General features: G+C 73.9%; 22 protein-coding genes. 7 read left to right on the forward strand and 15 right to left on the reverse strand.

Annotation, left to right across the window (positions count from 1 at the left end; translation table 11 throughout):
• Positions 1 to 58 precede the first annotated feature (58 nt).
• Complete coding sequence (valS, locus tag QJ852_08075; protein WGX98394.1) at positions 59 to 2,713, reverse strand: valine--tRNA ligase; 2,655 nt, start codon at positions 2,711 to 2,713, stop codon at positions 59 to 61.
• A gap of 57 nt (positions 2,714 to 2,770) precedes the next feature.
• Between valS and QJ852_08080 the strand changes: the two genes are divergently transcribed.
• Entirely contained in the window at positions 2,771 to 3,955 is a 1,185-nt protein-coding gene (locus QJ852_08080) for a SpoIID/LytB domain-containing protein (GenBank protein WGX98395.1), read from the forward strand.
• Here QJ852_08080 and QJ852_08085 read toward each other — a convergent pair.
• Positions 3,915 to 5,111 (reverse strand): benzoate/H(+) symporter BenE family transporter, encoded by a 1,197-nt coding sequence (locus QJ852_08085; GenBank protein ID WGX98396.1) that lies wholly within the window; start codon positions 5,109 to 5,111, stop codon positions 3,915 to 3,917. The two genes, QJ852_08080 and QJ852_08085, sit on opposite strands and share 41 nt — an antisense overlap.
• Positions 5,112 to 5,176: 65 nt before the next feature.
• On the opposite strand from QJ852_08085, the gene QJ852_08090 reads away from it, so the two are divergent.
• Entirely contained in the window at positions 5,177 to 5,710 is a 534-nt protein-coding gene (locus tag QJ852_08090; GenBank protein WGX98397.1) for an XRE family transcriptional regulator, read from the forward strand.
• A 21-nt stretch (positions 5,711 to 5,731) separates the two neighbouring features.
• Here the strand turns inward: QJ852_08090 and QJ852_08095 are convergent, their stop codons facing one another.
• Positions 5,732 to 6,037, reverse strand: a complete 306-nt coding sequence (locus tag QJ852_08095; GenBank protein ID WGX98398.1) for a DUF4873 domain-containing protein — start codon at positions 6,035 to 6,037, stop codon at positions 5,732 to 5,734.
• A complete protein-coding gene (locus QJ852_08100) occupies positions 6,034 to 6,723 on the reverse strand; it encodes a TetR family transcriptional regulator (protein ID WGX98399.1) in 690 nt (229 codons plus the stop codon). The genes QJ852_08095 and QJ852_08100 overlap by 4 nt, the downstream gene beginning before the upstream one ends.
• 71 nt (positions 6,724 to 6,794) lie before the next feature.
• Here QJ852_08100 and QJ852_08105 point away from each other — a divergent pair, with 71 nt between their 5' ends.
• Positions 6,795 to 7,703 (forward strand): diiron oxygenase, encoded by a 909-nt coding sequence (locus QJ852_08105; GenBank protein WGX98400.1) that lies wholly within the window; start codon positions 6,795 to 6,797, stop codon positions 7,701 to 7,703.
• A gap of 19 nt (positions 7,704 to 7,722) precedes the next feature.
• Here QJ852_08105 and QJ852_08110 read toward each other — a convergent pair whose 3' ends face one another.
• Entirely contained in the window at positions 7,723 to 8,136 is a 414-nt protein-coding gene (locus tag QJ852_08110; GenBank protein WGX98401.1) for a type II toxin-antitoxin system PemK/MazF family toxin, read from the reverse strand.
• Positions 8,133 to 9,500: an MFS transporter gene (locus QJ852_08115; GenBank protein WGX98402.1), complete on the reverse strand. Its 1,368-nt coding sequence runs from the start codon at positions 9,498 to 9,500 to the stop codon at positions 8,133 to 8,135. The genes QJ852_08110 and QJ852_08115 overlap by 4 nt, the downstream gene beginning before the upstream one ends.
• Before the next feature lie 57 nt (positions 9,501 to 9,557).
• On the opposite strand from QJ852_08115, the gene QJ852_08120 reads away from it, so the two are divergent.
• On the forward strand, positions 9,558 to 10,088 hold the full coding sequence (locus tag QJ852_08120) for a helix-turn-helix domain-containing protein (protein ID WGX98403.1): 531 nt from the start codon (positions 9,558 to 9,560) through the stop codon (positions 10,086 to 10,088).
• Here the strand turns inward: QJ852_08120 and QJ852_08125 are convergent.
• Positions 10,085 to 11,587 (reverse strand): PH domain-containing protein, encoded by a 1,503-nt coding sequence (locus tag QJ852_08125; GenBank protein ID WGX98404.1) that lies wholly within the window; start codon positions 11,585 to 11,587, stop codon positions 10,085 to 10,087. The two genes, QJ852_08120 and QJ852_08125, sit on opposite strands and share 4 nt — an antisense overlap.
• On the reverse strand, positions 11,584 to 12,066 hold the full coding sequence (locus QJ852_08130; protein WGX98405.1) for a PH domain-containing protein: 483 nt from the start codon (positions 12,064 to 12,066) through the stop codon (positions 11,584 to 11,586). The genes QJ852_08125 and QJ852_08130 overlap by 4 nt, the downstream gene beginning before the upstream one ends.
• A gap of 160 nt (positions 12,067 to 12,226) precedes the next feature.
• Here QJ852_08130 and QJ852_08135 point away from each other — a divergent pair, with 160 nt between their 5' ends.
• A complete protein-coding gene (locus tag QJ852_08135; protein ID WGX98406.1) occupies positions 12,227 to 13,420 on the forward strand; it encodes a GGDEF domain-containing protein in 1,194 nt (397 codons plus the stop codon).
• 5 nt (positions 13,421 to 13,425) lie between these two features.
• Here QJ852_08135 and QJ852_08140 read toward each other — a convergent pair whose 3' ends face one another.
• Positions 13,426 to 14,004 (reverse strand): hypothetical protein, encoded by a 579-nt coding sequence (locus QJ852_08140; GenBank protein ID WGX98407.1) that lies wholly within the window; start codon positions 14,002 to 14,004, stop codon positions 13,426 to 13,428.
• 94 nt (positions 14,005 to 14,098) lie between these two features.
• On the opposite strand from QJ852_08140, the gene QJ852_08145 reads away from it, so the two are divergent.
• Entirely contained in the window at positions 14,099 to 15,298 is a 1,200-nt protein-coding gene (locus QJ852_08145; GenBank protein WGX98408.1) for an acyl-CoA dehydrogenase family protein, read from the forward strand.
• Here the strand turns inward: QJ852_08145 and QJ852_08150 are convergent.
• The 5 genes from QJ852_08150 to QJ852_08170 all read right to left on the reverse strand — a co-directional run bounded on the left by QJ852_08150 (position 15,264) and on the right by QJ852_08170 (position 19,817).
• A complete protein-coding gene (locus QJ852_08150) occupies positions 15,264 to 16,331 on the reverse strand; it encodes a hypothetical protein (GenBank protein ID WGX98409.1) in 1,068 nt (355 codons plus the stop codon). The two genes, QJ852_08145 and QJ852_08150, sit on opposite strands and share 35 nt — an antisense overlap.
• Entirely contained in the window at positions 16,319 to 16,918 is a 600-nt protein-coding gene (locus tag QJ852_08155; GenBank protein WGX98410.1) for a Maf family protein, read from the reverse strand. Before QJ852_08155 ends, QJ852_08150 begins: the two co-directional genes overlap by 13 nt.
• 133 nt (positions 16,919 to 17,051) lie before the next feature.
• On the reverse strand, positions 17,052 to 17,717 hold the full coding sequence (locus tag QJ852_08160) for a helix-turn-helix domain-containing protein (protein ID WGX98411.1): 666 nt from the start codon (positions 17,715 to 17,717) through the stop codon (positions 17,052 to 17,054).
• A gap of 34 nt (positions 17,718 to 17,751) precedes the next feature.
• Entirely contained in the window at positions 17,752 to 18,963 is a 1,212-nt protein-coding gene (gene fahA / locus QJ852_08165) for a fumarylacetoacetase (protein WGX98412.1), read from the reverse strand.
• Complete coding sequence (locus QJ852_08170; GenBank protein WGX98413.1) at positions 18,960 to 19,817, reverse strand: hypothetical protein; 858 nt, start codon at positions 19,815 to 19,817, stop codon at positions 18,960 to 18,962. The genes fahA and QJ852_08170 overlap by 4 nt, the downstream gene beginning before the upstream one ends.
• An 84-nt stretch (positions 19,818 to 19,901) precedes the next feature.
• Between QJ852_08170 and QJ852_08175 the strand changes: the two genes are divergently transcribed.
• Positions 19,902 to 21,086, forward strand: coding sequence for a homogentisate 1,2-dioxygenase (locus QJ852_08175; GenBank protein ID WGX98414.1), 1,185 nt, complete (start codon positions 19,902 to 19,904; stop codon positions 21,084 to 21,086).
• Between the two features lie 3 nt (positions 21,087 to 21,089).
• Here the strand turns inward: QJ852_08175 and QJ852_08180 are convergent, their stop codons facing one another.
• Complete coding sequence (locus tag QJ852_08180; GenBank protein WGX98415.1) at positions 21,090 to 22,133, reverse strand: crosslink repair DNA glycosylase YcaQ family protein; 1,044 nt, start codon at positions 22,131 to 22,133, stop codon at positions 21,090 to 21,092.
• Between the last annotated feature and the right edge of the window lie 14 nt (positions 22,134 to 22,147).

Here is a 22,147-nt window from a genome sequence, read left to right on the forward strand (position 1 = left end):
CCTACATCCCGTGGTGAATCCGACGCCGCAGAGCCGCCGTGAAGTCCCCGAGCGGCGCTCAGCCCTCGGCGGGCACAGCGGGTTCCTCGGCGATCTCGGCGCTCACGGTCAGCTCGGTGGCGTCCTCGGCGGTGGTGAACACGAGCTCGCCGACCACGTTGCCGCTGCGACGCAGGTCCTCGGCGGCCTTCTCGGCGGCCTCGACCAGCCGGGCGGGACCGGTGACCTCGACCCGGGCCAGCGGCGCCCGCATCTTGACCTTGGCGGCCGACTTCGCGCCGCGGATGCCGGACAGGGCGCCCGCGACGGCGTCGATCAGGGAGCCGTCGGAGGCGGCGGGGGAGCCGAGCTCGGCGACCGTCGGCCACGGGGCACGGTGCACCGAGCCCTCCTGCCACCAGGACCAGACCTCCTCGGTGACATAGGGGAGGAAGGGCGCGAGGAGTCGGAGCTGGACCTGCAGCGCGAAGGCGAGGGTGGCCTGGGCGGAGGAGGAGGCGTCGCCGTCGTCGGCGTACGCGCGCTCCTTGACCAGCTCGAGGTAGTCGTCGCAGAACTCCCAGAAGAACTTCTCGCTGACCTCGAGGGCGGTCGTGTAGTCGTAGGCCTCGAACGCCTCGGTGGCGCGGCGGACGACGCCGGCGAGGCGGCCCAGCAGAGCGGTGTCGACGGGCTGGCTGACGGCGGCGGCGCTGAAGGTCGTGGCGCCGACGCTGCCGAGGACGAACTTCGAGGCGTTGAGGACCTTCATCGCCAGCCGGCGTCCGACCTTCATCTGGGTCTCGTCGAAGGGCGAGTCCAGACCGGGGCGGGCGATGGCGGCCCGCCAGCGGACCGCGTCGGCGCCGTACTTGTCGAGGATCTCGTTGGGGACGACGACGTTGCCCTTGGACTTCGACATCTTCTTGCGGTCCGGGTCGACGATGAAGCCGGAGATCATCGCGTGCGACCACGGCGCCACGTGGTTCTCGAAGTGTGCCCGCACGACCCGCGAGAACAGCCAGGTGCGGATGATGTCGTGGGCCTGGGTGGCCAGGTCCATGGGGAACACCCGCGACCACAGGTCGGGGTCGGATTCCCAGCCGCCCGCGATGTGCGGGGTGAGCGAGGAGGTCGCCCAGGTGTCCATGACGTCGGGATCGCCGATGAAGCCGCCCGGCTTGCCGCGCTGCTCCTCGGTGTAGCCGGTCGGCGCCTGCGTCGACGGGTCGATCGGCAGCTCGGCCTCGGTGGGCAGCAGCAGTCGGGTGTAGTCGGGCTCGCCCTCGGCGTCGAGGGGGTACCAGACCGGGAACGGGATGCCGAAGAAGCGCTGTCGCGAGACCAGCCAGTCGCCGTTGAGGCCGCCGACCCAGTTGTCGTAGCGGTGCTTCATGTGCGGCGGCAGCCACTCGATCTCGGCACCGCGCTCGAGCATCTGCTTGCGGATCTCGCCGTCGCGACCGCCGTTGCGGATGTACCACTGGCGGGTGGAGACGATCTCGAGCGGCTTGTCGCCCTTCTCGTAGAAGTTCGCCATCCGCTGCGTGGGCTTCGGGTCGCCGTCGAGGTCCCCTGACTCCTTGAGCTTGGCGACCATCGCCTCGCGCGCCGAGTGGACCGTCTTCCCCTGGAGGTCCTGGTACGCCGCCGCGGCGGCCTCGCCCGAGAGCCACTCCGGGGTCTCCCGCAGGAACCTGCCGTCACGGCCGATGACCGTGCGGACGGGCAGCTGCAGCTCGCGCCACCACTGGACGTCGGTGAGGTCGCCGAAGGTGCAGCACATCGCGATGCCGGCGCCCTTGTCCTTCTCGGCGGCGGCGTGCGCCAGCACGGGGATCTCCACCCCGAAGACGGGCGAGGTGACCGTGGTGCCGAACAGGTCCTGGTAGCGCTCGTCGTCGGGGTGCGCGATCAGGGCGACGGCGCTGGCGATCAGCTCGGGACGGGTCGTCTCGACGTAGACGGGGGCGCCGTCGGGGCGGTGGTAGGCCACCCGGTGGTAGGCGCCGGCGTAGTCGCGGGCCTCCAGCTCGGCCTGCGCGACCGCGGTCTGGAAGGTGACGTCCCACAGCGTGGGCGCCTCTTGGAGGTAGGCCTCGCCGCGGGCCAGGTTGCGCAGGAAGGCCCGTTGGCTGACGGTCTGCGCCTTCGGGCCGATCGTCGTGTAGGTGGTGTTCCAGTCGACGCTGAGGCCGAGGGTGCGCCAGAGGTCCTCGAAGACCTTCTCGTCCTGCTCGACCAACTGCTCGCACAGGGCGATGAAGTTGGGCCGGCTGATCGGGATCTGTCGCTTGGGGTCCGGCTTGGCGGGTGGGGTGAAGTCGGCGTCGTACGGCAGCGACGGGTCACAGCGCACGCCGAAGTAGTTCTGCACCCGGCGCTCGGTGGGCAGGCCGTTGTCGTCCCAGCCCATCGGGTAGAAGACGGACTTGCCCTGCATCCGCTGGAAGCGGGCGATCAGGTCGGTGTGGGTGTAGGAGAACACGTGCCCGACATGCAGGCTGCCGCTCACGGTCGGCGGCGGGGTGTCGATCGCGTAGACGTTCTCGCGGGGCTGGGTGCGGTCGAAGCCGTAGGTGTCGGCGTCCTTCCAGCGCTGCGCCCACTTCTCCTCGAGGCCCTCCAGCGCCGGCTTGTCCGGTACCGAAAAATCAGCACTGTCGGCGCTAGCTCCCGAGATCACGGCCGCGTTCGTCGGGGCCGGGGTCTGCGTGCTGTCGAGCTCGGTCATGGTTCCAGCCTATTGCGCGACGGCGTCGTGGCCTCAACCGGCGGCTACTCTCGGACGATGCGCCTGTTCCCGGGAACCGTCACCACGCTCGTCACCGGCCTCGCTCTCGGGGTCGGCCTGCCCGCCGCCCTGCCCGGCGCGCTGCCGACCGCCGCGGCGGCCCCGGCGGCGGGCCCGGAGACGGTCACGCTCGCCGGCAGCGGGTGGGGGCACGGCAAGGGCCTGTCGCAGTACGGCGCGAAGGGCGCGGCCGAGCAGGGCCTCAGCGTCGCGCAGATCCTCGACTTCTACTACCCGGGTACGGCGCCCGGGCAGGCAGGCGGCCCGGTGAAGGTGCTGCTCACCGGCGACACCTCCAGCAATGTCGTCGTGCAGCACCGCGCGAAGCTCAAGGTCCGCAGTCTCGCCACCGGCAGGACCTGGAAGCTGGGCCAGCGCGGCGCGAAGCGCTGGAAGCTGACCGCCCACGGCGGCGACACCAAGCTCTCGGTCAAGGTGAAGCGCTGGAAGAAGGTCCGGATCATCCCCGGGCAGGCCGAGTTCAAGGCCAAGGGCGGCACCCTCCGGCTCTACATGCCGGGCGGTCCGGTCGACTACCGCGGCAAGATCCGCTCCGTCGTCCCGGCCGGCGGTCAGGGCCGCGACACCGTCAACGTGGTGAGCGTGGAGAAGTACCTGCGCGGGGTCGTGCCCTCCGAGATGCCCGCCAAGTGGCACCCGCAGGCCGTCCAGGCGCAGGCGGTCGCCGCCCGCACGTACGCGATCTTCGAGCGCGACAACAACGACCGCGGTGTCTTCGACGTCTACGACACCACGCAGTCGCAGGTCTATCGGGGCGTCGGCGTGGAACAGCCGGAGGCGACCGCCGCGATCAAGGCGACCGCGCGGCAGGTCCGCACGTACGGCGGCGCGCCGGCGTTCACCCAGTTCTCCTCCAGCAACGGCGGCTGGACCGCGCTCGGCACGCTGCCGTACCAGGTCGCGAAGCCGGACCCCTACGAGGCCGGCTCGGGCAACCCCAACAACTCCTGGTCGGTGCAGCTGACCGACGACGCGATCGAGGCGCAGTTCCCGGGGATCGGCGACTTCGACCACCTCGAACTCGTCGCCAGCCCGGACCCGAACGCCGGAGGGCGGGTGACGGAGGTCAAGGTCGTCGGCGCGAGCACCAGCACGACCCTGACCGGCGACCAGTTCCGGGTCAGGTTCGGGCTGAAGTCGACGCTCTTCCGCCTGGCCTGACCTGGGGCCGCCCCGCGCGCAGGAAGGCCCGCAGCAGCAGGCCGACCACGAGCGCCCAGAACGCGGCACCGATCCCGAGCACGCTGATGCCGGAGGCCGCGACGACGAGGGTCGCCGCGGCCGGCTCCCGCTCCGCGGGGTCGGCGAGGGCGTCGCCCAGCGCCGCGCCGAGCGTGCCGAGCAGGGCGAGACCGGCCGCCGCCTGCATCACGCCGTCCGCGGCGGCGACCACGAGGGTGGCCAGCGCGGTGCTGCCCACCGCGAGGACCAGGTAGGCGATCGACGCGGTGACGGCGGCGATCCAGCGCCGGCGCGGGTCCGGCCCGGCCGTCGGGCCCGCGGCGAGGGCGGCGGTGATCGCGGCCAGGTTGATCGCGTGCCCGCCCGTGGGAGCGCCGACGACCGTGCCGAGGCCGGTGACGGCCAGCGACTCCCGCCAGGGCACGCGGTAGCCGAACCCGTTCATCACCGCGACGCCGGGCACGTTCTGCGAGGCCATCGTGACGACGTACAACGGCAGGGCGATGCCGACGAGCGCCGACAGCGACCAGGACGGCGTGGTCCAGGTCAGGTGCGGCGCGAGGTCGGCGGCGTCGATCCGCGCGGTGGCCACCACGGTGATCAGCGCGACGAGCAGCGCCCCGGGCACCGCCCAACGCGGGGCGATCCGCAGGAGCAGCAGCCAGGTCACGACCAGCGGGGCGACGGCGGCCGGGGAGTCGACCAGCGCGGTCACGGGAGCCAGGCACAGCGGGAGCAGGACGCCGGCGAGCATGGCGCGGGCCAGGCTGGCCGGGATCGCGGCGACCAGGTCGCCGACCCGCGGGATGAGGGCGGTCAGCACGATGAGCACGCCGGTCGCGACGAAGGCGCCGACCGCGGCCGGCCAACCGCCGGTGACGCCGGCCGACGTGGCCAGCAGCGCGGCGCCGGGGGTCGACCAGGCCAGGGTCACCGGGATCCGGTGCCGCACGGAGAGCCAGAGCATGCCGAGGGCCTGGGTGACGAGCAGGGTGGCGAGGCCGGAGGCCGCCTGTCGCGGGGACGCCCCGACCGCGGTGAGCCCGGCCAGGCAGACGACGAAGGAGCTGCTGAACCCGACGAGCGCGGTGACGACGCCGGCCAGCACGGGACCGTGAGTACTCTGCTCGGACACGCCGCCTCCTCGCGAACACCGGTGCGGCGTTCTGTTTACGGAACATCTTAGGCGGAGGGGAGCCGATGGCGCGAGTGGCGGAGCCGGCCGGCGCGGGCGTCGGGGCCCGCATCCGGGCGCTGCGGGAGGCGCGCGGCCTCTCCCTCTCGGCCCTGGCCGCCCAGGCCGGGATCGGCAAGGGCTCCCTCTCGGAGCTGGAGACCGGACGGCGCAACCCCACCCTCGACACCCTGTACGCCGTCGCGGCGCCGCTCGGCGTACCGCTGGCCGCGCTGCTCGACGACCACGACGGTGCCGTGCTCGCGGACCACGGCATGGTCACGACCCGGGTCCGGGTGGTGCGCGAGCCGGGCCGCACGACCGAGGTCTACCTGATCCGCCTCGCGCCGGGCGTCGAGCGCCGCTCGCCGGCCCACTCGCGAGGGGTCGAGGAGCAGTTGGTGGTGGTGAGCGGCGCGGGCGTCGTGGAGTACGACGGCCGCTCGGTCGCGCTCGGCCCCGGTGACCACGTGCGCTTCGCGGCCGACCGTCCGCACGCCTATCGCGCGGGGCCGGACACCGAGCTCGAGGCGGTCGACGTGATCGTCACGCCCGGCTGAGCCGAGTCCGCCTCGGGGACCTCAGAAGGGCGGCCGACCGGTCCCGCTGACCCGGAACCGCCCCCAGGGGTCGACGTCGGCGACCTTGCCGTCGGCGGTGCCGTGGGCGGTGCGGAGGGTGACGGACGACCCGCTGCGGACCGTGGCGAGAGTGGCGGAGGCGGCGATCCGGCCGTACCAGTGGAAATGCCCGTCGAGCGGCTGGAAGGCGCCCCGCAGGGTGACCGCGACCGGGTGCTCCGCGCCCTCGACGACGAGGGTCGCCGGGCCGTCGTACTCCGCCTGGGGCTCGTGCGCCGCGGGCCGGACGCCGGGCGTCGCGCTCACCGGCGGCGCTCCGTGCGGATCGGGGTGACGCTGCCCGTGCCGCGCCCGGCGTCGAGGCGGGAGAGGTCGACGCCGCTCTCCGCGGTCGCACCGGAGAGCGCGTGCCAGATGAAGTCGCTCAGGTAGGCGGCCGCGGCCGCGCGCGAGACGGTGTGCCGCTCCAGCCACCAGTGGCCGACGGACGTGCTGAGACCGACCACGGCGTGCGCCCACGGCTCGGCCGCGCCGGTGTCGCCGCCGAGATGGCGCAGCGCGTCGCCGAGCAGGCGGGTCAGCTTGGTGGCGACCTGGTCCTTCCCGGCGGCCAGCGGGTCGGTGCCGCCGGCGGGCCGGCTGAGCAGGAGGAAGGCCTGGGGATGCTCGGCCAGCGTGTCGAGGTACGCCGCCACGCCGGCGCTCACCCGGTCGCGGGCCGACGCGGGGGTGAGCACCGCGGCGAGCACGCGCGCGAGGACCAGGTCGGCCGCCCACGAGCCGACCGCGGCGTGCAGCTCGCTCTTGTCGGCGAAGTAGCGGTAGAGGACCGGCTTGCTCACGCCCGCCTCGGCGGCGATGTCGGCGACCGACGCGTCCGGGCCGAGCGCGTCGATGGCGCGCACGGCCGCGAGGACGAACTCCTCACGCCGTTCGGTGCGGTGCTGTTCCCAGCGGGTCGTGCGCCCGTCGCGCTTGACGTTGGAGGCCATGGGCCCCAGGGTACTATTATCCGTTACCGACGGTAATATGTAGTCATCACTGAGGAGCCAGGAGGCAGACCGTGACCCTCGTCGACGACGTCACCGGTGCCAGCGGGGCGGACGCGCTGGCGCAGCGGCTGCTGCGCTCGACGGCGCGCCAGTCCTACGACCCCGAGGTCGACCTCGACTGGAACGCGCCGCCCGTCCCCGGGCTGTGGTGGATGCAGCCGGAGCGGATGTCCCTCTACGGCACGCCGATGTGGCGCCGGCTGAGCGAGGAGCAGCGGATCACGCTGTCCATGCACGAGGTCGCGAGCATCGCCAGCGTCGGGATCTGGTTCGAGATCGTGCTCATGCAGATCCTGCTGCGCGACGCCTACAGTGCCGACCCGCGGTCGGCGCGCACCCAGTTCGCGCTCACCGAGGTCGGTGACGAGACCCGTCACACGGTCATGTTCGGCCGCGCGATCGGTGCGATGGGCGTGCCGGCCTACGGTCCCCGCCCGATGCCGCGCCGGCTCGCGAAGCTCGGCCCGCTGACCCTGCGCGGCGCCAGCGCGTACGCCGGCATCCTGATCGGCGAGGAGCCGGTCGACCGCTGGCAGCGCGAGATGATGCGCGACGAACGGATCCAGCCGCTGACCCGGATGGTCGCGCGGATCCACGTCACCGAGGAGGCCCGCCACGTCACCTTCGCGCGCGACGAGCTGGAGAAGGCCGTGCGCGGCCTGAGCCGCGCGAAGCTGCGCTGGCACCAGGCGATGACCGCGCAGGTCGCCTACGTGACGATGCGCTCGCTGGTCCACCCCGAGGTCTACGCATCCGTCGGACTCGACCCGGCAGAGGCCCGCCGGCAGGCGCTCGGCAACGAGAGCTACCGCGAGACGATCGCCTGGATGGGCGAGAAGGTGATGCCGGTCCTGGAGACGAACGGCATGGTCGCGGAGCGCGACCACAAGATCTGGCGGGGCTCCCTGCTCCTGCGCTGACCCCTCCGCCGATCCGGGCTCAGCGCGTGAACCGCCGGCGCGCGGCGATGACCTCCGCGTAGATACCGGGATCCAGCGCGGCCCCCTCGCGTCGTACGTCGTGGGGGTCGAGGACCAGGAGCCGGTTGAGCCGGACCTCGCTGGGGCGCCCGCGCGGGTCCCAGGCGCCGGTGCCGATATCCATCCAGTACCTCCCCGCGGCAGCCTCCTGGGCCTCGTCGCGGTCGTGGTCCTTGCTCGTCATGACCAGGCAGTGCAGCAGCTCGCCGCCGTCGCGGTCGGTCGCGGTGCCGATGACCAGCACCGGCCGGTCCTTGCCCTGGCGCGGGTCGTCCTCGTAGGGCACCCAGGCCCAGACGACCTCGCCGGGGTCGGGCCGGCCGTCCGTCACCGGCGCGTAGCTGCCGTCGGGCTGGTCGGGTGCGTGGGTCATCGGGCCTCCTCGGCGGGTCGACCCCGGTCGATCGCGACGATCGCGACGGCGGTCCCGAGTGAGATCGCGCCGGCGAGCAGGGTGACGTGGTTCCAGCCTGCCACCTGCGCGGCCGCCGAGGCGTGGGGCGTCGCCGCGAGGACGCTGACCAGCGTGGTGCCGACCGCCGCCCCGACGTACCGGGCCGTGTTGTTGACGCCGGTGCCGACCGCCGCCCGCCCGGCGGGCACGGTCGCGATCGCCTGCCGGCCGAGACCTCCGTTGAGGAGCCCGCTGGCGATCCCGGCCACGATCAGCCCCGGTGCCAGTCGGAGGGCGGACGGCGGGCCGCCGAGTCCCGACAGCATGAGCAGGCCCACGCCGGCGCCGACCAGGCCCGCGGCGAGCTGGGTGGTGCCGGCGAGGCGCAGGGTGAGAGGGCGCAGCGCGAGCGCGGCCACAGCGCTCGTCGCCGACCAGAGTGCGAGCAGGGCGCCGGCCTGGAGGCTGCTCAGGCCCATCGCGCCGGTCGCGAAGGTGCCCGAGAACGACATCAGGGCGATGACGCCGGCGCCGGTGCCCACGGCCGCGAGCGCGGCGGCCGTGAATCCCCGGTGGCGCAGCAGGGCGGGCTCGAGCATCGGGTGGCGACGGCGCACCTGCACGACGGCGAAGCCGGCCAATGTGACGAGCGCGACGGCGGCGCCGGTCACGGCGACCCCCAGGTCGCCGCGGCGGGCCTCGACGAGCGTGACCAGCAGCGCGGTGAGGCCGATCGCCATCAGTGCGGCGCCGGCGAGATCCATCCGGCGCCCGGGGTCGACCTCGGACTCCACGAAGCAGCGGCGCGCCGCCGCGGCCATGGCGAGCCCGGCTGCCGTGAGCAGTGCGTAGGTCGCCGGCCACAGCTCGCCGAGGTCGAAGAGTCCCGTGAGCAGCGGTCCGCCCGCGATCCCGAGGCCCATGCTGCCGCCCCACCACGCGGCCGAGCGGGCGCGGTGCGCCGGATCGGTCGTGACCGCGGCGACCAGGCCGAGGCCGGTGGCGATGACACCGGCCGCGCCCAGGCCCTCGATCACGCGGCCGGTGACGAACGTCCGGGTGTCCGCGGCCACGGCGCAGAGCGCTGAGCCCGTGGCGAAGACGAGGGCGCCGCCGGTGAACACCCGCCGTCGTCCCGTCAGGTCGGCCAGCGCTCCCGCCGGCAGCAGGCCCACGGCCAGGCCGACGCTCATCGAGCTGAGCAGCCAGGTCGTCGCCGCGGGGGACGCGACGAACGCGGCCGTGAGGGTGGTCGCGTTCCCGAGCGGGCCGGAGTAGGCGACCATCGCGACGAAGGTGCTGACGGAGGTCAGGGTGAGGGCCGCCGCGGCTGGTCTGTTCACCGAACCATGGTGGCAGAGTCATGGTCTGGTGAACAGACTTCGAGCTAGGATGGCGGTGTGGCGCTCGGCACCGGATACGACCAGCAGGGCTGCTATCTCGCGCGCGCCCTCGAGGTCGTGGGAGAGCGATGGACCCTGCTGATCCTGCGGGACTGCTTCTTCGGCGTCCGCCGGTTCACCGACCTGCGGGACCATCTCGACATCTCTCGAGCGGTGCTCACCGCCCGCCTCGACGGCCTCGTCGCCGACGGAGTGCTGTCCCGGACCACGGTCGACGGACACCCGGAGTACCTCCTCACCGAGGCCGGGCGGGCGCTGTGGCCGGTCGTGTTCGCGCTCGCGAGGTGGGGCGAGCAGCACGTCGGGGCCCGCCACCCCGCGCGGGTCTTCAGCCACGCCGACTGCGGCACCGACGTCGACGCGCTCGGCCGCTGCCCGGCCTGCGGCACCGTCCCGGGGCCGGAGGACCTCGTCGTCCGGCCCGGCGCCGGAGCCAACCCGATGCGGCGCGACGACCGGGTGGCCCGTGCGCTGGAGCGACCGCACCGCCTGCTCACCCGGCTCGAGCTCGCGGCGGACTGGACCTAGCGGGTCAGGAACTGGCCCAGCAGGCCCGGCGTCGCCGCCTCGGCGAGTGCGATCGCCGCGGCCACCGGTACGTCGGGCACGTGGACCTGGCCCTTGCCGCCGGCCGTCGTCGCGGCCAGCGAGACCAGCCCGGCCCGGCGCTGGAACCAGGTGGCGCGCTGGTTCCAGCCGATCACGTGGCCCGCGGCGAGTGCGTCGCGGGTGCGCAGCGCCGAGCCGGAGCGCATCACCACGTGGCCGTCGACGAAGGCGTGCCCGAGCGCGCCGGCCCGGTCGCGGGCGAGGGCGAGGGCGACGACGACCGGCGCCGCCGCGAGCAGGAGCAGCCAGGTCGGCGCCCCCGCGAGCACCGCGGCCACGACCGCCGCGACGAACGGCAGCGCGCCGAGCAGGGCCCGGGTGTAGCGCCGGGTGGTCGCCGCCCGGCCGTGGGGGAGCAGCGCGCCGGTGACCGGGGCCGTCGTGCCCAGCACGGCGGCCGCGACGTCGTACCCGGTCGCGCGGGGTGCGGGGGGAAGCAGGACGGCCGAGCTGGACTGGTCGCCGCTGAGACCGGTGACGATCGCGCCCACCCGGCGACCGCGCGCCAGGCGCAGGGCGGCCGGCTCGCCGATACTGGCGCCGGCCAGGCGGGCGACGTCGATGCTCGTCTCCCGGCGGGTGAGCAGGCCGCGCCGGACGTGCCACGCGGCGCCGTGCCGGCTCAGGACGAACCCGCCGTTGGTGACGAGGTAGCCGCCGACCGCGAGCAGCGTCACCAGTAGGACGGCGCCGACGACGAGGGTGAGCACGAAGGACTGCCCGATCGCGGCGAGGTCGTCCTCGCTGACCCGGATCTCGATCGACTCCATGAGCTGGAAGCCGACACCGACGATCGCGCCGAGGCCGACCAGGACGGTGCCGCTGAAGGGGGCGTACCACAGCCAGCGCGGCGAGAACCGGGCGACGACCTGCTCCGACTCGGGGACGGCACCCGGCTCCGGGGCGTCGGCGGCCGCGACGGTGCGCAGCAGCGCGGCCCGCAGTCGCGCCGCCTCCTCCCGGGGCAGCGCGTCGAGCTCGAGTCGCTCGTCGCTGTCGCTCGCGACGCTGCCCGTGCCGATCACGACGGTCGCCAGGCCGAGCACCCGGTGGATCGGCGAGGCGCTCAGGTCGACGGTGCGGACCCGGTCGACGGGGGTGGAGAGGGTGTGCCGCTGCAGCAGTCCGCGCCTCAGCTCGACCCGGCCGCCGGTGATCCGGTAGGTCGTCGTGAGGTAGCGCACCACGCCGAGGCCGACGGGGAGTCCGACGCCCAGCAGGGCCCACGGGCCGATGCCGGACGCGCTGCCGGCGACGACCAGGCCGAGCAGCACCGGCAGGAACTTGCCGACCTCCTTGATCGGGTGGACCAGGAGCATGCGGGGGTCGAGGCGGTGCCAGGCATCGGGGGCCGGGGCCGGTGCCGGAGCAGGCGCCGGAGGTGGGGGCGGAGGTGGGGGCGGCGGGGGCAGGCTCACGTCGCGTCACCCTCGACGAGGTCGGCCTTGCGGGTCAGCTCGTCGACGAGCGCCAGCGCGACCGGCCGGTCGAGGCCCTCGATCTGGAGGGGGCCGGCGGCCGACGCCGTGGTCACCGTGACGGTCGCGAGCCGGAAGAGCCGCGCGAGCGGGCCCTGGGCGAGGTCGACCGTCTGCACTCGCGACATCGGCGCGATCCGCCGCTCTCGCGCCCACCAGCCGCGCTGGGTGTAGACCGCGGTCGCGGACACCTCCCAGCGGTGCACGCGATAGCGCCACTGCGGGACGACGACCGCGACCGCCGCGCAGACGACGACGGCAAGACCCACCAGCCACCAGCGCAGGCCGTCCGGCCCGGCGAGCACTGCGGCCACGCTGAGCCCGACCGCCACGATCACGGCCGAGATCCCGGTCTCGACGTACCACATCAGGCGGGCCCGGGGACTGACCCGATGGGCGGGGTCGCGCAGCTGGTTCACGCTGGGGAAGCCTACGTCGTGCGGCCGTGCGTCCCGGCCCGGGACTAGGTCCCGGCCCGCGGGCGGTGAATCCACCCGAAATGACCATGGCGTACCGGCCTTCGGTCATGATCGCCCGCGTCCCTGCGCGCGCGGGCGGGAGCCGTCCTAGCCTGGAGACATGCTGGACACGGTGACCCTGCGGGTGGCCTTCGGGCTCGTCGCGATCTGTGTCCTCGCGCTCTTCTACGGGGCCACCTACCGCTCGACCCGGTCGTCGTACAGCGGCTGGTGGTGCGCGTCCCTGACGTTCTTCATCGTCAGCGCCCTGCTGTTCCTGTTCAACGGGTCGCCGGCGCAGGTCGTGGCGAACCCGCTCGGCAACACGACGGGGGTGCTCGGTGCGGCGTGCGTGTGGGCGGGTGGTCGTTCGCTGCGCGAGCGGCGGGTGCGGCTCTGGCAGCTGCTGGTGGTGCCGGCGACCGTGCTGGTCGTGTCGTTCGCCGACGACCCGCGCACCGACATCTGGTCGGGTGGTGCGGTCTACCTGGCCGGCATGGCCTGCCTGATCGGCGCCTCCGCGCGGGAGCTCGCCCTGGTGCTGCGCGACCTCGGCGCCGGTGGCGCCGCCCGCGTCCAGTACCGGTTCGTCCTCACGGCGATGGCCGTCGTCTCGGCCGTCATCGCCGTGTTCTACCTGGCGCGCACGATCGCGTTCGTGGTCGTCGGCCCGACCCACCCGTTCTTCCTGGCGGTCTTCGGGGCTCAGGTCACGACCCTGCTCATGATGGTGCTGCTCGTGGTGGTCACCTTCAGCATGTCGGCGCTCAGCCACGAGCAGCAGACCTCCGAGCTGCGGGTGCAGGCGACCCGGGACGGGCTGACCGGCCTGCTCAACCGCTCCGAGTTCCTGCGGGCGGCCCAGCGGGAGCTCGACCGCGGCCCGGCCCACGGCGACGCCGCCGTCGTCGTGGCCGACCTCGACCGCTTCAAGAGCATCAACGATGGCCTGGGGCACGCGGCGGGCGACCGCGCCCTCACCGCGTTCGCGGCCGCCTGCCAGGAGGTGGTCGGGGTCCGCGGCCTGCTCGGCCGCCTCGGTGGCGACGAGTTCGTCCTCCTCGTCCGCGGGGCCCCGGCCGAGGCCGTGGTCGAGGAGATCGCGCGGCGCTACCGCGGCGACGACGCGAGCGTGATGCCGACGGTCAGCTTCGGCATCGCGACCGTCGTCCCCGGTGACGACATCGACCTGGCGGTGGCCGACGCCGACGGCGCCCTCTACGAGGCCAAGTCGGCCGGGCGGGCCCGCGCCGTGCGCGCCCCGCGGGCCGACGAGCGGGACGGCTCGCAGCAGGACCGGCGGCGTACGGCGTAGCCGGCTCAGCCGCGCGCGATCCGGCCGGACAGCTTCAGCCGCATCCCGGTCGTGCGGCTGAGGCCGTCGTCGGCGTAGAAGCGCTTCCCGCTGGTCCGGGCGACCCCGACGCCGACGCGCACCCACGCGGGGTCGCCGATGCAGGCCGTGGGGACGGTGAAGGTGGCCGTCCGCCGGCCCTGCTCGGCCCCGAAGCCGGCGCACGGGACCGCCGTCCCGCCGATCACGAGAGCGGACTCGGTGGCGCCGGCGAACCGGAGGTGGGCGAGGTCGTAGGTGCCACCGGGCGTCCGGACCGCCGCATTGAGGATGACGCCCTTGCGGGGGAGCCGGCCGCGGGTTCGCAGGTGGATGACCAGGGTGTCCGTCCCGTGGCTGACCCGCACCTTGCGGATGTCGATGCCGCGCTCGCCCGGTGCGACCTGCTCCTTGTCCGACGAGAAGGAGGCGGTGACGACGTCGCGCGCCGGGTCGGTGTGGACCAGGTCGGCGGCGGACGCGAGGCCGGGGCCGGTGGCCACGAGGCCGAGCGCCCCGGCGAGGGCAGCGGCGAGGCGGAGGACGGTGCGGGGAACGGGGGACATGCGGGCCATCCTCCGACGAATCGGTCGCGGGCGTGGCGAAATTGAACGGGGTCGCCGGTTAACAAACATTAACCTCGTGACCTACGATGGGGACATGACCCAGTTCGAGCTGTCGCGTGAGCACGAGGAGTTCCGGCGTACCGTCCGGGACTTCGCCGAGGCCACCATCCGCCCGCACGTGGCGGAGTGGGACAAGGCCCACCACTTCCCGACCGACGTGGTCCAGAAGATGGGCGAGCTGGGGCTGTTCGGTCTCACCGCCCCGGAGGAGTACGGCGGCGCCGGCCTCGAGGCGGCCGACGGCCCGTTCACGTCGCTGTGCCTGGCGATCGAGGAGCTCGGCCGGATCGACCAGTCGCTCGGCGTGACGCTCGAGGCGGGCGTCGGGCTCGGCGTCAACCCGATCCTCACCTACGGCTCCGACGAGCAGAAGAAGACCTGGCTGCCCGATCTGGTCGCCGGTCAGCGGCTCGCCGGGTTCGGTCTCACCGAGCCCGGTGCCGGATCCGACGCCGGGGCCACGAAGACCCGCGCCGAGCTCGACGGCGGTGAGTGGGTGATCAACGGTGGCAAGCAGTTCATCACCAACTCCGGCTCCGCCATCACCAGCCTGGTCACCGTGACGGCACGCACCGGTGTCGCGGAGTCCGGCCGGCCGGAGATCTCCGCGATCATCGTCCCGGCCGGCACCCCGGGCTTCGTCGCGGAGCCGGCCTACGACAAGCTCGGCTGGCACATCTCCGACACGCACCCGCTCTCCTTCACCGACTGCCGGGTGCCCGAGGACCACCTCGTCGGCGAGCGCGGCCGCGGCTACGCCCAGTTCCTCGCCATCCTCGACGACGGCCGGGTCGCCATCGCCGCGCTCGCGGTCGGGCTGATCCAGGCCTGCGTCGACCTGTGCGTGGAGTACTCCCTCGACCGGCACACGATGGGCGGCCCGATCGGCCGCAAGCAGGGCGTCGCCTTCCAGGTCGCCGACCTCGAGGTGATGCTGCACGCCTCGCGGATGCTCACCTACCGCGCCGCCGCGATGAAGGACGCGATGGCGGGCGGTCGCGGGCCCTCGATGAAGGAGTTCAAGCAGGCCGCGTCGGTCGCCAAGCTCTACGCGAGCGAGTCGGCCGTGACCGCCACCCGGATCGCGACCCAGGTCTTCGGCGGCTACGGCTTCATGGAGGAGTACCCCGTCGCGCGGTTCTACCGCGACGCCAAGATCCTCGAGATCGGCGAGGGCACCTCGGAGGTCCAGCGGATGCTCATCGCCCGCGGGCTCGGGCTCCCCGTCGAGTGAGCGCGACCGCGCCGAGCACGACGAGCGCGCCGGCGCCGACCCACACCGGCGCAGGCAGGCCGCCGTCCTCCCGGCCGTCCGTGGCGTCCGGGGCGTCCGCGTGCGGGGCCGTGGCGTAGTCGGGCACGCCGTCGCCCGGACTGCCGTCGACGGCCAGGCGGAGCGTGACCTCTGCCGGCCGGGCCCGCTGCGGTAGGCCGACCAGCACATAGCGCTCGCCCGCGAGGGACGCCCCGCTTCGGGTCGGGTCGAAGGAGTCGCGGTGCAGGTAGGACACGACGTGCGACTGTGCCCGGCCGGGCGCGCTCGACGCGACGTCCTCGCCGAGCAGGGGCCCGAGGATCGTCACCGTGGCCTCGGGGCTCCCGTCGACCTGGGCTCGCAGTGACTGGTCCCAGTCGAGCGGTACCCGGACCACCGCCCGGCCGCCCGGGCGCAGCGTGAGCGGATGGCTGCCCGCCGCCACGAGGGGTGCGTCGGCCGGTGTCGTGCCCACCGCGACGGGCCGGGAGGACGGGCCGGGTGCGGGCGGCGCCCAGTCCGGGAGGACGGGCTCACGCAGCAGCCCGAAGGAGTACGCCGGCAGCGGGGGCTCCTCGTAGACCAGCAGGGTCGCGGGGCGGCCGCGATCGGCCGGGTCGCTGGGCACGCCCACGCCGGCGTAGAGCTGCGCCGCGACGGCGCACGGGTGCTCCGGCTCGTCGGTCCAGGTCGAGGCGCTCGCGGTGATCAGGGGAGCGGTCTCGCCGAGCGTCGGGCGGAACACCGCGCCACTGCCGCAGCCGGTGTCGTCCGGCGTCGTGCCGACCGTGATCCGGACGCCCTCGCCGACGGAGTCGCCCGCGCCGACGTACCAGAGGGCGAGGTGGAAGGTGCTGCCCGGCACCGTGCGCTCCAGCCGGACGGTCGCCGGAGCGTCACCCGGCAGCGTGACCGGGTGGCTCACCGGGGCCGGGTCCGCCGGCTCCGCCGGGCCCGGGGCGAGGGCGGCCAGGGCCAGCGGGGTGGCGAGGAGGGCCGTCAGCGCGCCCACAGGTCGGTCCACCGGTGCCCGAGCTCGCGGACCATCCCGCGCAGCAGCGGCAGGCTCACGCCGACGACATTGTGGTGGTCGCCCTCGATGCCGGTCACGAACCCGCCGCCGAGACCGTCGACGGTGAACGCGCCGGCGACGTGGAGCGGCTCGCCGGTCGCGACGTAGTCGGCGATCTCGTCGTCGGTGACGTCGGCGAAGTGGACCGTCGTCGACGCCGTGGCCGCGACCTGGTGCCCGCTGGCGCGGTCGCGCAGGCAGTGGCCGCTGTGCAGCACCCCGGACCGGCCGCGCATCGACTCCCAGCGTCGGACCGCGTCGGCCGCGTCGTGGGGCTTCCCGAGTGCCACGCCGTCGAGCTCGAGGACCGAGTCGCAGCCGAGCACCAGGGCGTCGTCCGGCAGGTCGGCGAGCCCGGCCACGGCCCCGCACTTGAGCTCGGCCAGCCGCAGTGCCAGCTCGGCGGGCGGCACGTCGCGGACCTGGGACTCGTCGACGCCCGAGACCACCACCCGCGGGTCGAGCCCCGCGCTGCGCAGGGTCGCCAGGCGGGCGGGGGAGGCGGAGGCGAGGACGAAGGTCGGCACGCCGTCACCCTAACGATGTGCCCCGCCCCGTCGACCCGGCGCATCTGAACGTCTCAGGACCGTCGACCCGGCGCGTTTGAACGCGCCGGGTCGGCGTCTCTCCGGCGTTCAGACGCGCCGGGTCGGTCGTGCGTCAGTGCAGGGCGGCGGTGATGGTCGCGACCGCGCGGCGGACCGGCTCGACGGCCGTGGCGAGAAGCTCGGGTCGCGAGGTCACGACGTTGACCGCGGCCAGCACGTGCCAGCCGGGCAGGGGAGCGGCGATGCCGTACGCCCCCGGGTTGAGCTCGGCCTCCGTCGTGACGTGCCCCGCGGCGCGGATCTCGGCGACCCGCGCGGGCTCGCCGGGACGCGGCGGGCCGGACGCGAGCGCGGCCAGTCCGCCGGCGCCGCGGTCGAGGGGGTCACGGTTGCCGAGACGGTAGGAGAAGCGCGGGCCGTCGGTCGGCGGCTCGGCGACGACCGTGGTCACGGCCGCTTCGCCGCTGATCTCGACGAGACTCGCCGTCGCGTCGATCTCCAGGGCCAGCTGGTGCAGGACGGGCTCGGCCACGTCCCGCAGCCGCGGCCGGCTGTGCTCGGCGAGGCCGGCCGTGGTCGGGCCGACGGTGTAGCGGCCCTCCTCGTCGCGCGCCGCGAAGCCCGTGCGGTGGAGCGAGACCAGCAGGCGATAGGTGATCGAGCGGTGCAGGCCGCAGGCGGTGGCGGCCTCCGCCACGGTCAGGCCCTCCGGGTGCCGGCCGAGCTCCAGCAGCACGGCCAGGCCGCGCTCGAGCGTCTGCGAGCCCGAATCCGACACCGGTTCCTCCTCATGCCTCGATCCATGGCGCCGCTCAGCTGGTCGGCAGGATCCTGCCACGGACCTCGCCGAGGCCGATCCGCCCCCGGGTGCCGGGAGCCGTGTAGCGCAGGACCACCTCGTCGCCGTCCTCGAGGAAGGTGCGCTCCGCGCCGCCCGCGACGAACGGCTCCCGGCCACCCCAGGACAGCTCCAGGAAGGAGCCGCGCTGGTCCTTCTCAGGGCCGCTGATGGTGCCGGAGGCGTACAGGTCGCCGACGCGCAGCGAGGCGCCGTTGACGGTGAGGTGCGCCAGCATCTGTGCCGGTGACCAGTACATCGAGCGGTACGGTGGCCGCGCGACGACGGTGCCGTTGAGCTCGACCTCCACGTCGATGTCGTAGCCCGAGGGGCCCTCCTCGCGGAGGTAGGGGAGGAGCGGCACGTCCTGGCCCGGCAGTGGCACGCGGGCCGCCTCGAGGGCGGCGAGCGGTGTCACCCAGGCGCCGATCGACGTCGCGAAGGACTTGGCGAGGTTGGGGCCGAGCGGGACGTACTCCCAGGCCTGGATGTCGCGTGCCGACCAGTCGTTGACGCCGGTCACGCCGAAGACGGTCTCGGCGAACTCGCCGGTGCCGACGCGGGTGCCGAGGGGCACGGCGCGGCCGACGACGAAGCCCAGCTCGGCCTCGATGTCGAGCCGGCGGCTCGGACCGTACGTCGGCGCCGCCTCGTCGGGCGCCTTGCGCTGGCCGGCGGGCCGGCGGATGTCGGTGCCGGAGACCACGATCGAGCCCGCGCGGCCGTGGTAGCCGACGGGCAGGTGCTTCCAGTTGGGGAGCAGGGCGTCGCCGTCGGGGCGGAAGATCCGGCCGACGTTGGTGGCGTGGTGCTCGGAGGCGTAGTAGTCGACGTAGTCGGCGACGGTGAACGGCAGCACGCAGGTGACGTCGGCCAGCGGCAGCAGACTGACCTGCTCCCGTCGGCTGGGCTCGGTGAGCAGCTGGACCGCCCAGGCCCGGACCTCGGCCCAGGTCGTCGGCCCGGCCGCGAGCAGCGGGTTGAGGGCGGGGACGTCGAGCAGGGAGCTCCACTCCGGGCGCAGGGTGCGGGCCGCGGCGCCCAGGTCGAGCACGAGGTCGCCGATCCGGACGCCGATCCGGCCGGGGCCGTCGCTGCTGGTCGTGGTGACGACGGCGTACGGCAGGTTGTCGACGTCGTACAGGCTGCCGGCGGCGCCCGGGACCCAGGTCTGCTGGTCGGTCATCGGCGGAACTCCTCGGTGGTCTGGTGGATCGGTGCGGAGGCGACCAGGCCGAGGGCGACCAGGTCGTCGTAGGGCTCGGCGACGCTGCACGAGCCGTAGGAGGTGAAGGCGGCGCGGGCCGCGGCGAGGTCCGCGCCCGCGCGCACGGCCTCCGCGAGGGTGGTGGCATCGCGCTCGGCGAGCGTGGCGACCAGCGTCGCGTGGTCGGCGCCGGCCACGGCGCGGGCGGTCGCGAACAGGATGTTCAGATAGCCGTGGTGCTCGAAGCCGGTCTCCCGACCGGTGTGGCGCACGGCGTTGTGCAGCCCCGCGGTGCACTTGAACGGGATCTCGCGCGCGACCGCGGCGGCGATCCACGTCGCGACCTCGTCCTCGGAGGGGAAGGCGGCCGCCTCGGTCCCCCCGGTGCGGAACTTGAGCCGCAGGCCGTGGGCGGCGACGGCGTCCAGCGCCTCCGCCCAGCCGGTGACGCCGGGGCGGGGGACCTCGACATAGGTCGGCAGGCCCGCAGGGGCGTCGGCCGCGATGGCGGCGACCTGTGCGGCCGGCCCGGCGGTGCCGCCGAGCTTCACCTCCAGGCCGGCGAGGGCCACGCCCGCCGCGGCGGCGCGGGCGGGCACGCCGGCCACCTCGTCGGGGCCGGGCACGACCACGCTGACGGCGACGCCTGTGGTGTCGAGCGCGGCGAGCTCGTCGAGCCGCGCGGTGTCCACGACGAGGGGGCCGACCAGGTCGGCATAAGGACGCTCCGGATGGGCGCGATGGGCGCGGACCGCCTCGGGGAGGGGGGCCAGGCCGGGAGGGAAGATCGCGGCGTCGTCGACGAGGTGGCGGAAGGGCACGGGGATGGACACGGCCTCACTGTAGCGACTAGTGTCCGAAATGAGAACGACGGATGTTCTGATATCGAGCGATGGTGAACGAGGAGGGGTGTGGCGATGGCGTACTACCGGCAGGTCGGAGAGGTCCCGCAGAAGCGGCACACGCAGTTCCGAGACGCAGACGGGCGGCTCTACTACGAGGAGCTGATGGGCGAGGAGGGCTTCTCCTCCGACTCCTCGCTGCTCTACCACCGCGGCGTCCCGTCCGCGATCACCTCCGCCGAGACGTGGGAGCTTCCCGACCAGGCCCGGACCCCCAACCACCCGCTCACGCCGCGCCACCTCCGGCTCCACGACCTCACCACCGGCACGGACGCCGTCACCGACCGCCGCCTGGTCCTCGGCAACGCCGACGTCCGGATCGCGTACGTGGTCACCGGCGGTGCCGGCGCCAGCCCGTCTCCGCTCTACCGCAACGCGATCGGCGACGAGTGCGTCTTCGTCGAGACCGGCTCCGGCACGGTCGAGACCGTCTTCGGCGTGCTGACCTACCGCGCCGGCGACTACGTCGTCATCCCGCGCGCAACCACCCACCGCTGGGTGCCTGCCGAACCGTCGCGGCTCTACGCCATCGAGGCCAACAGCCACATCGCTCCGCCCAAGCGCTACCTGTCGCGCTACGGCCAGCTGCTCGAGCACGCGCCGTACTGCGAGCGCGACCTGCACGGACCGACCGGCGTCCACCTCGAGGACGGCGCCGACGTCGAGGTCCTCGTCAAGCACCGGGTCGGCGGCCAGGTCGTCGGCACCCGCTACACGTACGCGACCCACCCCTTCGACGTCGTCGGCTGGGACGGCTGCCTGTACCCCTACACCTTCAACATCGACGACTACATGCCCATCACCGGCAAGATCCACCAGCCGCCGCCGGTGCACCAGGTCTTCGAGGGGCACAACTTCGTGATCTGCAACTTCCTGCCGCGCAAGGTCGACTACCACCCGCTCGCCGTACCGGTGCCCTACTACCACTCGAACGTCGACTCCGACGAGGTCATGTTCTACGTCGCCGGCGACTACGAGGCACGCAAGGGCTCGGGCATCGGTCTGGGCTCCATCTCCCTCCACCCCGGCGGCCACGCCCACGGCCCGCAGCCGCAGGCGATCGAGGCATCCCTGGGCGCGGAGTACTTCGAGGAGTCGGCCGTCATGGTTGACACCTTCGCCCCGCTCGAGCTCGGCGAGGGCGGACTGGCCGTCGAGGACCCGGAGTACGCCTGGACCTGGGCGCGCTCGCTGGACTGAGGTCTAGCGCGCGACCTCCAGCCCCAGCCAGCCACCGAGCGCCGCCAGCTCCGCGTCGACGGCGTCGCCGGTGGCCGGCTCCCAGGGGAGGTCCTCGTGGACGGCCTGGACCCGGAGCACACCGGCCCTGCGGTCGGCCTTCGCGTCGAGCTTCCCGACCAGCCGGTCGCCGTCCAGGATCGGGAGGGCGAAGTAGCCCCAGCGACGCGACGCCGCGGGCTTGTACATCTCCAGGACGTAGGCGAAGTCGAACAGCTCCAGCGCCCGGTCGCGGTCGTGGACCAGCCGGTCGAAGGGGGACAGGAAGGCGCAGCGGCCCGCGAACGACTCGTCGGCCGCTGCCAGCGCGTCGACATCGACCCGCCACTTGCCGTCGGTGCCGTCGACGGCGACCACCTCGCCCGGGCCCGTGCGCGCGATGCCCAGCGCGGCGAGCTCGCGCCGGTCGAGAACGGCCCGCGCGTCGTCGTACGACGGCACGGCGAGGTCGGCCGGATAGACCCGCCCGGCCAGGTCGTAGACCCGCAGCCGCCCCCGCCGCCCGCTGATCGCGACCTCGCCCAACAGGGTCAGCACCTCGAGCAGCCGGTTGACGTTCTTGTCGTTGTTCCACCCACTCGAGGCCCACGGCGCCTCGCAGGTGTCGGGGAGCTCCGCGGCGGTCTGCGGTCCCTCGCCGGCCAACCGGTCCAGGACGTCGGCCCGGAAGCGCTGGTTGGCGGCCAGCCACGCGTGGATGGTCGGGTGCAGGTCGTGCGGCGCCACCGCGAGCAGGTGGCCGATGTCGTCCATCGGCCGCACGTACGACGACAGCTCGGCCAGGGAGCGCTCGGTCTCCAGGGCGAAGGTCAGGTCGGAGTGTTCGAAGCCGTCGCCGAGGCGCGACCACAGCACCAGGTCGGCGCTCGGCGCGATCGCCGCCGTCGGGTCGACCTGCAGCAGGGTCAGCTCGTCGACGACCTCCGCGACAGACCAGGTGCGCCGCTCGTCGAGGAGTTGGGCCCGGACCGCGATCCGCCGGGCCTGCTCCCGGTCGAGCCGGATCATGCCGTCGCCTCAGC

This window comes from Nocardioides sp. L-11A (assembly GCA_029961745.1).
Taxonomy (GTDB): domain Bacteria; phylum Actinomycetota; class Actinomycetes; order Propionibacteriales; family Nocardioidaceae; genus Nocardioides.